The sequence below is a fragment of the Metabacillus crassostreae genome (assembly GCF_016908395.1).
In the GTDB taxonomy this organism is placed as follows: domain Bacteria; phylum Bacillota; class Bacilli; order Bacillales; family Bacillaceae; genus Metabacillus; species Metabacillus crassostreae.
Genome location: NZ_JAFBDU010000011.1, coordinates 13,150 through 27,932 on the forward strand (window position 1 = coordinate 13,150; position 14,783 = coordinate 27,932).

Sequence of the window (14,783 nt, forward strand, 5' to 3'; positions counted from 1 at the left end):
ATGAAAAAAACTGTAAATATATATATAATATTCTACTATTATTCATTTATTAAAATATGAAAAAGGAAGAGGTTTTATATGAAAGTTGAGGTACTTGTTTCAACAATGCATCAAAAAGACCTAACTCTAATAAATAAGATGAATATAAAGGGAGATGCAATTATAATCAATCAGTGTGATAGAAATGAATATATAGAATCAAATGATCATAATCGTTCCTTGAGAATGTATTCATTTAGTGAATTTGGAGTTGGGAAAAGTAGGAATAATGCTCTGATGAGATCAACTGGCGATATTTGTTTAATGGCTGATGATGATATGGTGTATGTTGATAATTATGAAGAGATAGTTCTAAATGCCTTCATAGAGAATCCTAAAGCTGATATGATCTTGTTTAACGTACCTATTTTGAAAAAAAATGGACAAAAGATAATTAAAGTTAAAGAAAATAAAAGAGTTAGTTTTTTTAATAGCCTTAAATACGGAACTGTAAATATAGCCTATAGAAGAGAAAAAATAATAAAGAGAAATATATTTTTCTCTTTATTATTTGGCGGAGGAGCACGCTACGGATGTGGAGAGGATAGTATATTTATTACTGAAAGTTTGAAAAAGGGCATGAAAATTTATTCTAATAAATCAATCATAGCTGAAATTCAAGAAGGTGAATCGACTTGGTTTACTGGATACAATGAGAAATTTTTCTTTGATAAAGGAGCGCTATTCGCGGCTATTTCAAAAAAAGGTGCTTATTTATTAGCAATACAATTTATTATTAGAAAAAGAAAGCTATATCTAGAGGGTAATCTTACGTTAAGAGTTGCATTAAGAAATATGCTATTAGGAATAAGGAACTTTAAGAAGTAAACTAAACTGTAACATTCAATTGTAATATTTATTGAAAAACTATTAATTTCACCTTAAAAATGAACCAAAGTAAGCTTTTATCATGAGATATTTGATGATTTTTACTAAACTCATGAATTACTGTTGGCATGATTTTATTTAGAAAGCGGTGTTCTGTATTTGAATATTATTAGAATAAATTCTTTTATTTTAATTTTATATATTTATCTAGTATCTATTAGCTTACTATTAGCTCCATTTGTTAGTACATTTTTTGTTGAAAACTTACTCTTAATCTCCTTAATTTTCATTACATTGTGTATTAATAAATTTAAAGTAAATGTCAAGATAATAATGTTTTTTGGTTTCTTAATATTATTTGTTAGTATTAATTTATTGGTTGTATCTTATAAGCAGTATGTTTTAGGTGATGGTGTTAACTTAATACTTCATAGTTTTATTCCAATTTACTTATTATCACTAAAATTAATTTCCTTTAGTATCTTTAAGAAAATTTGGATTAAAGTATCGATTATATTTACTTATATTTTACCGGTTTACTACTTATATAGGCAGAGTGGTTATATATCTTACTTTGATATTGGTTTTATTGCCCATTTGAATATATTAATAATGACTTATCATTTAATGAGTTTAAAAAGAAGAAGCTATAAAATGCTTTTTTACTTAACAATTAATATATTAGTTGTAGCTATATTAGGTTCTAGATTAGTATTAATTTCTTCGCTAGTTACTTCTTTATTTACCTATTTATTACTTTCTAATAAAAAAAATGCTAAATTTTATTTCAACATATCTTTAATAAGTATTATAGTACTTTTAATATTTCAAAATTTAATTGCTGTATTAAATTATATTAATAATATAATACTTAGTTTAGGATTGAATTCAAGGAATCTTTCAATGTTTATCGCACAACTAAGTGGAAGATATGATAATTCAACTATTGTTAGTGGAAGGGATAATATTTATCCTATTATTATTGAATATTTAATTGATAATGGCTTTTTTCCATCAGGATTTGGTGTAGCACGCACTCTAACAAACGGAGCATATTATCATGCTCATAACTTTTTACTGGAATTGCTTTTGATTTTTGGCTTTTTTGGCTTAATTATAATTCTTTATTATTTCTTTGTGAAAATAAGGATATTGATTAAATTTAAAAATTTTCATGAAAATCGTATCATATTAGATTTTCTTCTATTATTTTTAGTTTCGTATATGGTTAGATCCCTTATGGGAACTTATTTTGTGAAGGATGTAATTTTCTTAATCTTCTTGGCCATTATATTTTCTATAAAAAAAGAGAAAATTAAAAACTAAAATTAAATCTACTCTACTTCTTTGGAATGTTTATTATGTTAAATATTTTAAAGGATAGTTTATCTATATTAAAGGTGGTTTAAAATGAATATTGTATTCGTAAGTTTTATTGATAGTACAAATATTGGAGACTTATTAATAGCTGAAGTTTTAGAGGAAGAATTGATGAAAGAACATAATGTATTAAAATATAGCTTTAATTTAATTCCAGAGGGATATATTAGTAAAGGCCAAAGAGAAGGAATAAATAGAAATTATAAGTTTCTTATCAAGAAAATTTATAATGAACATATTAGAAAAATTGATATGATTGATAGATTGCATTTACTAAGGATGAAGTATAATATTGACAAAAACAAATATTTGGATAAATTTGACAATGATATTAAAAATAGTGATTTAGTAATTATCGGTGGGGGGAATGCAATATTTGACTTAACTCGCCATTCGCTATCTGCTTATAAATTTAATAAGATATTGAAAATAGTTAAAAAATATAATAGGAAATCTTTAGTTACTTCAATTGGGATTGGTCCTTTTCAAACACAAGAACAATTAGATTACACTATTAATACACTCAAGGATGCAGATTATATTACTGTAAGAGATAAAAAATCATATAATTATTTAACCTCTATAAATAAAAAAGTTCATTTATCCATTGATCCTGTTTTTTTGTTAAATAATGCAAATGGAGAAAGGATAAAAAAAACATATGAGCAAAAAGTAATATCCTTCTGTATAATTGATTTATTGTTAAATAAAGACGATGGAAAAAAGTATACAAAACTTATTGATAACGCAGTCAGATTGGTAAATAATCTAAAGCATTCAGATGAAAATTATATAATCAATCTATTTTCGACGGAACCAAGAGATTATAGAGCAGTCAACGATGTCTATAACAAATTAATTGACAAAAATAAAGTGAATCTTATAAATGTTAATAACTCTAAAGATTTATTAAATTTATATAAGAATACTGATGTAATAATTGGAACTAGAATGCATTCTTTAATAATTGGTTTATCACAGTATATTCCTGTAATAGGGATATCATGGCAGGATAAAGTTAAAGAGATGTTTGAAATGATTAATTCATCTGAAGATGTATTTGATGTTAATGATCTTGAAAATAATATAATGAATATAGTTAGCTTAGTAAATCAAAAGTTAAGCAATAAGGAGACTTTTAAGTATCTTAAAACTATTAAGAATCAAAATAGGCAAAAGTTCGAAATAAATAAAGAATTACTAAGTATATTGGGTGATGAAATTAACGAAGAAAAAAGGTAAAACAAATGGGACTTAATTCTTACAAAAAGTTATTAAATAATTCTCTTATCTTTGCATTAGGTGATATTGGTAGTAAAGGTATTACATTACTACTTGTACCATTATATACTTTTTACCTTTCACAAAGTGAATATGGGTTGATAGATGTAATCCAGGTGACTATTAATTTAATAGTACCGATTGTTTCATTAAGTATTTTTGAGGCAGTATTGCGATTTGTCATGGATAAGAAGGATATTTCATCAATTTTCACAAATTGTTTTTTTATCACTTGCATAAGTTCGCTATTCACAATTTTTGTATTTACTATTTTATACTTTATCGGCGATTATAACCATAACATATTACCATATGTTTGTATTGTGATTGTGTTACAACTATTTCAATTGTTATATTCGCAATTTATCCGTGGAATTGGAAAAGTCTCATTATTTGCTTTTAACGGCTTACTTATTGCATTAACTACCGCGTTAATGAGTTTAGTTTTTATCGTTTGGTTAAATCAAGGGATTGAAGGTTATCTATTATCAATAATAATAGGCCTTTCTGTATCAGTTATATACATTAACTTAAGAGTTAATACCTTCAAGTTTATTAAATTTTCTAGTTTAAGTCTAAATATTAGTAGAAACTTACTTAGTTATAGTTTACCGTTAATGCCAAATTCTATAATGTGGTGGATCATAAATGCATCATCAAGATACTTTATTTTAATTTTTGCAGGTCCAGCTCATAATGGTTTATTTGCGGTAGCAAGTAAAATACCAAGTCTATTATCAATTTTTAACTCTATATTTTTCAAAGCATGGCAGTTGTCAGCTATAGAAGAATATGACTCTAAAGACAAGGCCATTTTTTATAGCAGAATATTTAACTTTTTACAACAATTCCTGTTTATAGTTACAGCAGCAATTGTTTTATTTCTAAAGTTCATTTTTGAATATGCTTTGGAAAGTAACTTTTTTACAGCTTGGAAATATGTACCTTTTTTATTGATAGCTGTCTTATTTTCATGTTTCTCAAGCTTTCTAGGAACAAATTATATTGCTTCTAAAGAAACTAGTGGTGTATTTAAAACTTCTCTTATTGGGGGAATTACAAACTTAGTTTTAAATATGATTACAATCCCTATTTTTGGAGCTATAGGCGCAAGCTTTTCTTCAATGATTAGTTTCTTAGTAATGGCAATTATAAGATGGCATGATACAAAAAAATATATAATTATAAAATATAACTATAGAAATTTATTCTATAACATGTCCCTTATACTAATGCAGATTACTACAATGTATTTAAGTTTAGACAGAATTATTGAGTTCACAGTTCAATTGTTTTTATTCTGCTTAATCTTATTGAATAATAAAGAAGTAATAAAGAGTGCTGTTAAACTTTTAAAATTTCAAACAAAAAAAAATTAATGTTTATGTAAGAAAAATAAAAGATAAATTAATATTCTACTCTGCATTTCTTTGGTCATTAAAGCGAATATCTAATATGTATAATATAACTTTAATAATAAGTGATAAAAATAATATGAATATTGCAAATTCTTGCTAAGGCCAAATTATACTATATAAGAAAAGAGAGGGAAACGATGAAGATAACAATAGCAGGTACAGGCTATGTGGGTTTATCCAATGCTGTTTTATTAGCTCAGCATAATGAAGTCATAGCTCTTGATATTATTCAAGAGAAAGTAGATATGCTTAATAACAAGAGGTCTCCAATTATTGATAATGAGATTGAAGATTTTTTAGCAAATAAAAAATTAAATTTAATAGCAACTACGGATATATATATGGCATATAAAGATGCTGAATATGTCATAATTTCTACACCTACGAACTATGATCCGGATAAAAATTATTTTAATACTAGAACAGTAGAAGCAGTTATTGCTAATGTATTGTCGATCAATCCTGATGCAATAATGGTCATTAAATCAACTGTTCCAGTAGGTTATACCAAGAAAGTACGAGAGAAATTTGAAACTGAAAATATAATCTTTTCACCTGAATTTTTAAGAGAAGGTAATGCACTTTACGATAACCTGTATCCGTCTCGTATTATTATAGGTGAGCAGTCAGAAAGAGCTAAGGCTTTTACTGATTTATTAGTGGAAGGTGCATTAAAAGAGAATATAGATGTTTTGTTTACCAATTCAACAGAAGCAGAGGCTATTAAACTTTTTGCTAATACCTATTTAGCTATGAGAGTGGCCTTTTTCAATGAGTTAGATTCATATGCAGAAATAAGAGGATTAAATACAAAACAAATTATCGAGGGTGTTGGTCTTGATCCAAGGATAGGTAATCATTATAATAATCCATCTTTTGGTTATGGAGGCTATTGTTTACCTAAAGATACCAAGCAGCTTTTGGCTAACTATGAAGATGTACCTAATAATATTATGAAAGCTATTGTTGATGCTAACAGAACTAGAAAGGACCACATTTCAGATATGCTAATTAAAAGAAATCCAAAAGTTGTAGGGATTTATCGCCTTACAATGAAAATGGATTCGGATAACTTTAGACAATCCGCTATACAAGGTGTAATGAAGCGTATTAAGGCTAAAGGTATTGATGTAGTTGTTTATGAGCCAAATCTTCCTGAAGAAAAATTTTATAATTCTAGAGTAATTGATGATTTTGAAGAATTTAAGAACATTAGTGATGTGATAGTCGCTAATAGATTATCTGATGATTTGCGTGATATAGAGGAAAAAGTGTATACTAGAGATTTATTTAGTCGAGATTAAGATGTATTCAGTATCTTCTATATAGTAACTCTACTTTAAATTCATGTAAGTATTAAACATGCATATTTTGGACCTAATTTTTCATTTTACAAGTTTTATACACCAGATCAATTAGTATTAATATATGCTTAGAATTAGGATAAGTTAATTTAGATATTACTTATATATCTTATCCATCATCGCTAGTCCATGGAAGTTAAATGAATTTTCCCCACATTCACAAAATCTTGGAGAAAGATCATTTCCTACTGATTGCACCTTGAAATAAACTTATTCAAGCTTTATAGTGTTGAATGTTTCATAGGGTTGGCGTATGTAAATTTAAAAGCTATTTTCAAAGTGGCATTACTATTCCTATTGTCTTACTAATGTAGATAGAATGAACTATCCTAAATGAGTAATAAAAGCACCTCCCAAATGTTAAACTAAAATAAGACATTTTAGGAGGTGCTTTGTATGATAAAATGTTTTGAACATGTGAACTTATTGTTGTTAGATACTTAAATGAAAAATTTCTAAGAAAATATTTTGAATACTTAACTTCGATTTTACTTTGACTATTATCACCTGGTTAAATAAGATATTTAGCGAGTATCTGAATAATAAGTAGGGTATAAATTGTCTATCATTGAATTCAGAACTCATTTTAAATGTGAATCAATTTAACTGAAGAAGGCTGCGAAACTAGCATAATCTTCCTTATACTTAAGTTGTGAATTAAATGGAATAAGCAAATATTTCATAAAAATTATAGGTCCTTCTCTGTATCCTCGCCCCAAGCTTCAACATTTTTCAATCCTTCAATAGAATTCGAATAAAACACTGGATCTTTCCCACTCGCTCTCTGCTTCGTATAATCACTAAGCGCAGAAAATGCAATTTTCCCTAATAAAGTAATCGCAATAAGATTAATAATCGCCATTAATCCCATAAACATGTCTGCTAAATTCCATACAAAGCTTAAAGAAGCTAGTGAACCAAAAGCGACCATGAACACAACAGCAACTCGGTATATATTTACGTATAGACGTTTATTTTTAATAAATTCTATATTTGACTCTCCATAATAATAGTTACCAACAATTGAGCTGAATGCGAACATAAGAACCATGATGGAAAGGAAGACACCAGCCCATGAACCTAAAGATGTCTCAAGTGCACTTTGCGTTAAGACAATGCCATCTGGTTCTTTTGACGTATATAAACCTGATAATAAAATAATAAAGGCAGTTGAACTACAAATGATAAGTGTATCAACAAAAACACCAAGTGATTGGATCAGACCTTGTTTAACAGGGTGACTGACATCAGCTGTTGCAGCAGCATTTGGTGCACTACCCATACCAGCTTCATTTGAAAATAATCCTCGTTTAATTCCGTTCATCATCGCTGCACCTAGAGCACCACCAGCAGCTTCTTGGAATCCAAATGCACTTTCAAAAATTAACATGAACACACTAGGAATTTCCGTAATATTTGTAATCATGATAAACAAAGCAACTAAAATATAAGCACCAGCCATGATTGGTACAATGACTTCTGATACCTTTGCAATTCTTTTAATTCCACCGAAAATAATAATCGCTGTAATAACGGATAAAATGATCGCCATCACAACTTTATCAACACCAAATGATGCATGAAAAGCACTTGTGATTGTGTTTGCTTGAACAGAGTTAAACGCTAGACCAAATGTAAGCGTGATTAATACAGCGAACGTAACACCCATCCACCTAGCATTTAATGCTTTTTCCATGTAATAAGCAGGACCGCCACGGAATGTATCGCCATTTTTCACTTTATAAATTTGCGCCAGTGTACTTTCAACAAAAGCAGACGCAGATCCAATTAGTGCAATAAGCCACATCCAAAAAACAGCACCAGGTCCACCAGTAGTAATCGCAATCGCCACACCTGCTAGATTACCAGTACCAACACGAGAAGCTGTACTGATACAAAAGGCTTGGAAAGAAGAAACCCCCTTCTTATCAGCTCTTGCTCCTTCACCTAATAATCGAATCATCTCTCCAATTAAACGAAACTGAACAAACTTTGTGCGAACAGTAAAATAAAGACCCAATCCTATTAACATAACAATTAATACATACGACCATAATAATGTATTCGTACTACCAATGATACTTTCAATAACTTTCATATATGTACTCCACTCCTAACCTATCTAGTTTTGTGTTTAATTGTTTAAACACCCATATTATTTTAGCATAGTTTTGGTGCGAAGTTAATGATAAAGAGGGTTTCAGGTGATTTGGTCGTGTTCCACCTTATTAGGATTTATTATATGGACAATTTAACATTTAAATAACATTTCTAACTTATAGTGTGTTTTTATTATGTACCACGAAGATGAAACAAGAAAATTCGGGTGGTGACAGGCACCACCCGAATTTTGTCTAATGATATCGACATTATTCCTCAGCAAGCTCCGCTGAAACTGCAATTGCAAAGCCGATAGCTAGTGAGAGGCTCATAATAACAAGTGTCATGCAAAATTCTCCTTTCTTTTTTGAGGTTTGTTGAAGTATCTTGTATATTTGTTAAAGTGATTTTTGATGTAAGGATCTAATCCGATTCTACCAGCATTTCCAGCTAATAGAATAATAATCAAATGGATAATGAGCATTTGTAAATCCAATGTTGCTTGAAATGTCATCAAGAAGGAAAAGTTCATTAAAGCACCCATTATCGCAGAAAAGCGTGTGAATACTCCTAATAAAAGCGCAATTCCTACACTGAATTCACCTACAGTTACTAAAGCTTCAAAAAGATTGGTATTCGGTAAAACAAATAGTTTCATAAATCCTGCCCACCATGAAGGAAGGACCCCACTGTTTACCTGAGACTCTAACATGGATCCAATACTAAAATCATACATAATCTTATTTTCAGCATTAGATAACCACATATAACTTAAATAGATTCTTGCTAAAACAAAAGCTGCTGCGATAAATAAACTATTCTTTAGAAAATTTCTCACTTAAAAACCTCCAAGTATATTTTTTTGTGAAGTAATTCACAAATGTAAATAAAAAAATTAGATTGTACTATTAATATGTGAATCATTTCACATATTAATATAAAAAAAAGATTATTGAAAGCAAAGAACAATCAAAAAATGTTTAATTAGTATGTGATGTTTTTCACAATGTTATATAAGAAAATACATGAAGCATTTTCTATATATACTAAATATATGATAAATCGTTAAATTTTGCAACTTAAAGTCCTCGAAATTACGTGTTTTTTGTTACTTGTCACCATCATAAATATTTGACTACAGATAAAAAACTTAATAAAAATTCTTATGTAAGCCTATAACGTTATGTAATGGCCACATAACCTCCCACACCTTTCGAAGAAGCGTGTAATGTATCACCCATCAAGATATCTAATCCGAATACAATTCAGTACACCTTCCACAGCTACAAAATTAAAGAAAATATTTGTTGGAACTAACAAAACGGGATTGATTTTTCCTATTAACTTCCAATTGATCATTAAAATTAGCAATATTTTCAGATTTTATTTTCTAATAAGTAACATTAAGAGTCAAACAAAAGGGTAGAGAAAGTAATGGAGTTTTATTGCAAAGGTATACTTATATTTTAAAAATATGGTTATTACATTGCGAGAATGTAATAAAAAGAATAATTAAACAAATAATAAAACAACAATATAAACTTTGTACTTAAGAATTGATTATTTATGCCGATTTAATAGTTAGAAAGACAATATTAATTATTTTTGAGGTACTTTTGTTATGGAGATATGTCAATAATAGACGTTTCATCTAAATGAGTGTTTATATACAGTACATCGAAGAAAATTATTTCCAAATATTTTTTTTGTTGGCTCTTAAAGTAGATGATATCATCAATATAGGTAGAGAAATAATGAGATAATTTAAATTTGAATAAGTGATATAAAACGATAATACTGAAATGTTAGGGATAAGCTATAGCTTATGACATGTTATTAACTTTCTAGTAATTTAATCTCATGAAACTTGTAGATTAAATCAAAGTATTTTTAGAATGTTATGTCTGAAAGTTATATTAATGTAAACATAATTGAAAAAAAGGATATAACACTATCTCAAAGGAGCGAACAAAATGTATAGATTCGAAGGGAAAAGCGTTTTAGTAACAGGTGGGACAGGTTCTTTTGGTAAAAAGTTTATTTCTAAGATTTTGGAACAGGACGTTAAAAAAGTAATTGTTTTTAGTCGAGATGAATTAAAGCAATATGAAATGGCTCAGGAATACACTGATCCTCGAATTCGATTCTTTATAGGGGATGTTCGTGATAAAGACCGTTTATACAGAGCCTTTGATGGAGTAGATATTGTTATTCATGCGGCTGCTTTAAAACACGTTGGTGCTTGTGAATATAATCCTTTTGAAGCGGTGAAAACCAATATTCATGGTGCTCAAAATATTATTGAGGCTGCTATCGACCGTGGTGTTGAAAAAGTAATAGCTTTAAGTACTGATAAAGCTGCAAGCCCTATTAATTTATATGGAGCGACCAAATTAGCATCTGATAAATTATTCGTTGCCGGGAATTCTTACGCAGGTAATAAAGTAACGAAATTTTCAGTAGTTCGTTATGGAAATGTAGTAGGAAGCCGTGGAAGTGTAGTACCTTTCTTTAAAAAGTTAAAGGAGCAAGGAGTGACTCAGCTTCCAATTACTGATGAGCGTATGACACGATTTTGGATTACCTTAGATCAAGGTGTACAATTTGTCATAGACAATCTTTATAGAATGAAGGGTGGAGAAATCTTCATACCAAAGATTCCTAGTATGAAAGTTGTGGATTTAGCAGAAGCAATTGCTCCTAATTGTGAAATAAAAATAGTTGGCATTCGCCCTGGAGAGAAATTGCATGAAGCAATGATAAATGAAGATGATGCTCGCCAAACCTTAGAATATGACAATTACTATGTTATCCAACCTGAATTCCCTTGGTGGAGGGAAGAGTTTTCGACCGGGGGTAAAACATTACCTGAAGGTTTTACTTATATAAGTGATGTGAATGAACATTGGTTAACTGTTGATGAACTTAGAGAATTAGTAAAAGAGTAATCGCTTTTTCTTTTATATATGGAAAGGAAGATTGAAATGGGTACTAAAACAATCAGAGACAGTTATTTACCATATGGGCGACAATGGATTGATGAAGAAGATATTCAATCAGTGGTAAATATATTAAAAGGTGACTACTTAACAACTGGGCCAGCGGTAGCAGAGTTTGAGCAAGCCGTGGCCTCTTATGTAGGAGCTATGTATGCTGTTGCGTTTTCAAATGGAACAGCTGCCCTTCATGGTGCTTGCTTTGCAGCAGGTATTGGAGAAGGCGATGAAGTTATTACAACACCGATGACATTTGCTGCTAGTTCTAATTGTGTTCTTTATCAAGGTGGAAAGCCTGTTTTTGCCGATATAGATCCAAAAACTTATAATATAGATCCAAAAAATGTAGAGGCGTTAATTAATGAGAATACAAAAGCTATCATACCTGTACATTTCACTGGACAACCTGTTGATATAGATGAACTTCACCAACTTGCTAAAAAGCATAATTTGGTTGTCATTGAGGATGCTGCACATGCCATGGGTGCGACCTATAAAGGTGATAAAATAGGCTCATTAAGCGATATGACAATGTTTAGTTTTCATCCTGTTAAACATATTACTTCAGGAGAAGGCGGCATTATAACTACTAATAATGAAGAATACTATCAAAAATTATTACAATTTAGATCCCATGGAATAACAAGAGAGCCTAATAAATTGGTTGAAAATCATGGTCCTTGGTATTATGAAATGCAGTTCTTAGGTTTTAATTATCGAATAACTGATATTCAAGCTGCTCTTGGTACTAGCCAATTGAAGAAGCTTGATAAGTTTGTTGATCTAAGAAAGAAGTATGTCTCATTATACAATAAGGCTTTTAAAGAGATAGATGGAATCCAAACTCCATATCAAGACCAGAATGGCGAATCAAGCTGGCATTTATATATTATACGTTTAGATTTAGATAAGCTTTCGGTGAGTAGAAAAGCAGTGTTTGAAGCGCTAGTTAATGAAAATATAGGGGTTAACGTGCATTATATTCCTGTTCATCTTCTACCATACTACACAAAATTAGGCTATCAACGTGGTATTTGTCCTATCGCGGAAAAGCTATATGAGGAAATTATTACATTACCACTTTTCCCAGCTATGATAGAAGAAGATATAATGGATGTAATAGCAGCTGTAAATAAAGTATTTAATAATTATCGAAAGTAGGGTAATTACATGAAGATTGCAGCTATTATACAAGCAAGAATGGGTTCAACAAGACTCTCAGGTAAGGTAATGAAAGAAATAAAGGGAAGTACGGTTCTATCGCATGTAATAGAAAGAGTTAAACAATCAAGTTTAATAGAAGAAATTATTATTGCAACCACAGGACATGAGAGAGATGATGTTATAGAAAAAGAGGCTATTACATGTGGAGTAAAGGTATTCAGAGGTAGTGAAGAAGACGTTCTTAGTCGCTATTATTTAGCTGCAAAAGAAAACAATATTGATATTATTGTAAGGATCACTTCTGACTGCCCTGTAATTGATCCGAACGTAATAGATAAAATAGTCAAATATTATTTGCACGAAAATTATGCTCTTGTAACAAATGCTGGGGCAGAACTAAGTCAAAGATCATTTCCACGAGGATTAGATACTGAAGTATTTTCTTTTGACGAATTAGAAGTTGGATTTATTAATGGACAGGAAAAGTATCATAGGGAGCATGTTACTCCTTACATTTATGAACATAGTAATAAAATACATTACTATAAAAATGATATTGACTATTCGAAGTATCGGTGGACTTTAGATACAGAAGAGGACTTTGTGCTAATAAATGAAATATACAATAGACTATATAAAGGAAAACATGACTTTTATCTTCAAGATATTTTAGAGATATTTAAGCATGAACCGAAACTTTCTACAATCAATGCACATATTGAACAAAAGAAAATTAAATAGAATAAGGATGAGAAATATGAGGGCGTTGATTTTTACAGAAGGTGGTAGTCAAATAGGATTAGGGCATATATCAAGGTGTAGCTCTTTATATGATGAATTGGTGGACACAGGGATTGAAGTTGAGTTCATTATTAATAGCAATACATTGCAACTTGAATTACTACAAAATAAGCAATACAAGATAGTTAATTGGTTATCAAAAGAGTTTTTAACAGAATATATTAAGCCGGATGACTATTGTATTGTAGACTCTTACTTGGCTAGTGAAGATTTATGTCGAGTTATTTCAACTCTTTCAAAAAAGACTCTTTTCATTGATGATAATGGAAGGATTGAATATCCGGAAAGTATAGTTGTTAACCCATCCCTTAGTACCCAAGCAGTTAAGTATCCTTTAAATGATGCTAACTGCTATTTACTTGGGCCTAAATATATCATTCTGAGAAGTAACTTTACCGGAGTTGTTAAAAGAAATGAAATTAATCAGCCAGTTAAAGAAGTGCTGATAACATTAGGTGGGTCTGATCTACACAATCTAACTCCGAGCATTTTAAATCAAATTGCTTGTAACAATTCAGAGATTACTTTAAATGTAGTAATAGGAAATGCATTTGAAAACATTGAAGAAATAAAGAGTCTTTCCTCAAATAATATTGAATTTTATGAGAATGCCACAGCTGAGGAAATGAAAGCTCTAATGTTAAAGTCTGATTTTGCTATAACGGCTGCAGGACAAACTATTTATGAATTGTTAGCTACTCAAACACCCTTTATCCCAATAAAGGTAATAGAAAATCAGGAGCATAATATCTGTGCTTTAAAAGAACTTAATTTGATTGAGGGCTATCTTGAGTACAATGATACTTTCTTAAGCGAAAAGTTAATTCTTGAATTTGAAAATTTAATGAAATTTAGTACCCGTATAAAGCTAGTAGAGCGCTATAAGGCAGTAATCGATGAGTTTGGGAGTAAACGAATTATTGGAATCCTATTATCAGGAGAGCTCATGAAAGAAGAATACTTTTTAAGAAAAGCGAAAGATGAAGATGTTTATGCTGTGTTTCAATTATCTAATGAAGATTATGTTAGAAAATACTCAATAAATAAGTCGAAAATCAATTGGGAAGATCATAAGAATTGGTTTCAAAGTATAATAAATTCTGATGAAAATGTCTTTTATGTTGTGACAGATTATACAGAAGAATTTTTAGGGCAATTAAGATATAAAATAGAGGATGAATCTGGAATTGTTAGTATTAGCTTGGGAAGAACAATAGCAGGAAAAGGGTTAAGTAAAGAATTATTGAAAAAGAGCCTTGAGTTACTTCATGTGGAAAGAAATGATTTAAAAAATATTATAGCCTATGTTTCAAATGATAATATTGCCTCCAAAAAACTGTTTGAAAAGGTGGGCTTTATATTACATGAGAACAATAATGGTTTACTAAAGTATATTTACTCATTTAGATAGA

11 protein-coding genes are annotated in these 14,783 nt (G+C 29.8%); 9 read left to right on the forward strand and 2 right to left on the reverse strand.

What is annotated here, in order from left to right; genetic code table 11:
• The first annotated feature begins 78 nt into the window (after positions 1-78).
• The 5 genes from JOC75_RS21160 to JOC75_RS21180 all read left to right on the forward strand — a co-directional run bounded on the left by JOC75_RS21160 (position 79) and on the right by JOC75_RS21180 (position 6,250).
• Positions 79-867: a glycosyltransferase family A protein gene (locus JOC75_RS21160; protein WP_204955968.1), complete on the forward strand. Its 789-nt coding sequence runs from the start codon at positions 79-81 to the stop codon at positions 865-867.
• A 159-nt stretch (positions 868-1,026) separates the two neighbouring features.
• The gene (locus JOC75_RS21165) at positions 1,027-2,193 is read left to right on the forward strand and encodes an O-antigen polymerase (protein ID WP_204955969.1); all 1,167 of its coding nucleotides are present in this window, start codon (positions 1,027-1,029) and stop codon (positions 2,191-2,193) included.
• A gap of 84 nt (positions 2,194-2,277) precedes the next feature.
• Entirely contained in the window at positions 2,278-3,489 is a 1,212-nt protein-coding gene (locus JOC75_RS21170) for a polysaccharide pyruvyl transferase family protein (protein WP_204955970.1), read from the forward strand.
• Positions 3,490-3,494: 5 nt separating this feature from the next.
• Positions 3,495-4,907: a lipopolysaccharide biosynthesis protein gene (locus JOC75_RS21175; protein ID WP_204955971.1), complete on the forward strand. Its 1,413-nt coding sequence runs from the start codon at positions 3,495-3,497 to the stop codon at positions 4,905-4,907.
• Positions 4,908-5,083: 176 nt separating this feature from the next.
• Positions 5,084-6,250 (forward strand): nucleotide sugar dehydrogenase, encoded by a 1,167-nt coding sequence (locus JOC75_RS21180; protein WP_204955972.1) that lies wholly within the window; start codon positions 5,084-5,086, stop codon positions 6,248-6,250.
• A gap of 748 nt (positions 6,251-6,998) precedes the next feature.
• Here JOC75_RS21180 and JOC75_RS21185 read toward each other — a convergent pair.
• Positions 6,999-8,408, reverse strand: a complete 1,410-nt coding sequence (locus JOC75_RS21185) for an alanine/glycine:cation symporter family protein (RefSeq protein WP_204955973.1) — start codon at positions 8,406-8,408, stop codon at positions 6,999-7,001.
• Between the two features lie 345 nt (positions 8,409-8,753).
• Positions 8,754-9,248, reverse strand: a complete 495-nt coding sequence (locus tag JOC75_RS21190; RefSeq protein WP_204955974.1) for a DoxX family membrane protein — start codon at positions 9,246-9,248, stop codon at positions 8,754-8,756.
• Positions 9,249-10,383: 1,135 nt separating this feature from the next.
• Here JOC75_RS21190 and pseB point away from each other — a divergent pair.
• The 4 genes from pseB to pseG are packed head-to-tail and all read left to right on the forward strand — an operon-like array spanning position 10,384 to position 14,782.
• Positions 10,384-11,358 carry a UDP-N-acetylglucosamine 4,6-dehydratase (inverting) gene (gene pseB / locus JOC75_RS21195; protein ID WP_204955975.1) on the forward strand — a complete coding sequence of 325 codons (975 nt, stop codon included), beginning with the start codon at positions 10,384-10,386 and terminating at the stop codon, positions 11,356-11,358.
• A 36-nt stretch (positions 11,359-11,394) separates the two neighbouring features.
• Complete coding sequence (gene pseC / locus JOC75_RS21200) at positions 11,395-12,567, forward strand: UDP-4-amino-4,6-dideoxy-N-acetyl-beta-L-altrosamine transaminase (protein WP_420828045.1); 1,173 nt, start codon at positions 11,395-11,397, stop codon at positions 12,565-12,567.
• Between the two features lie 9 nt (positions 12,568-12,576).
• Positions 12,577-13,311: a cytidylyltransferase domain-containing protein gene (locus JOC75_RS21205; RefSeq protein ID WP_204955977.1), complete on the forward strand. Its 735-nt coding sequence runs from the start codon at positions 12,577-12,579 to the stop codon at positions 13,309-13,311.
• Between the two features lie 16 nt (positions 13,312-13,327).
• Entirely contained in the window at positions 13,328-14,782 is a 1,455-nt protein-coding gene (gene pseG, locus JOC75_RS21210) for a UDP-2,4-diacetamido-2,4,6-trideoxy-beta-L-altropyranose hydrolase (protein ID WP_204955978.1), read from the forward strand.
• Position 14,783 lies beyond the last annotated feature (1 nt).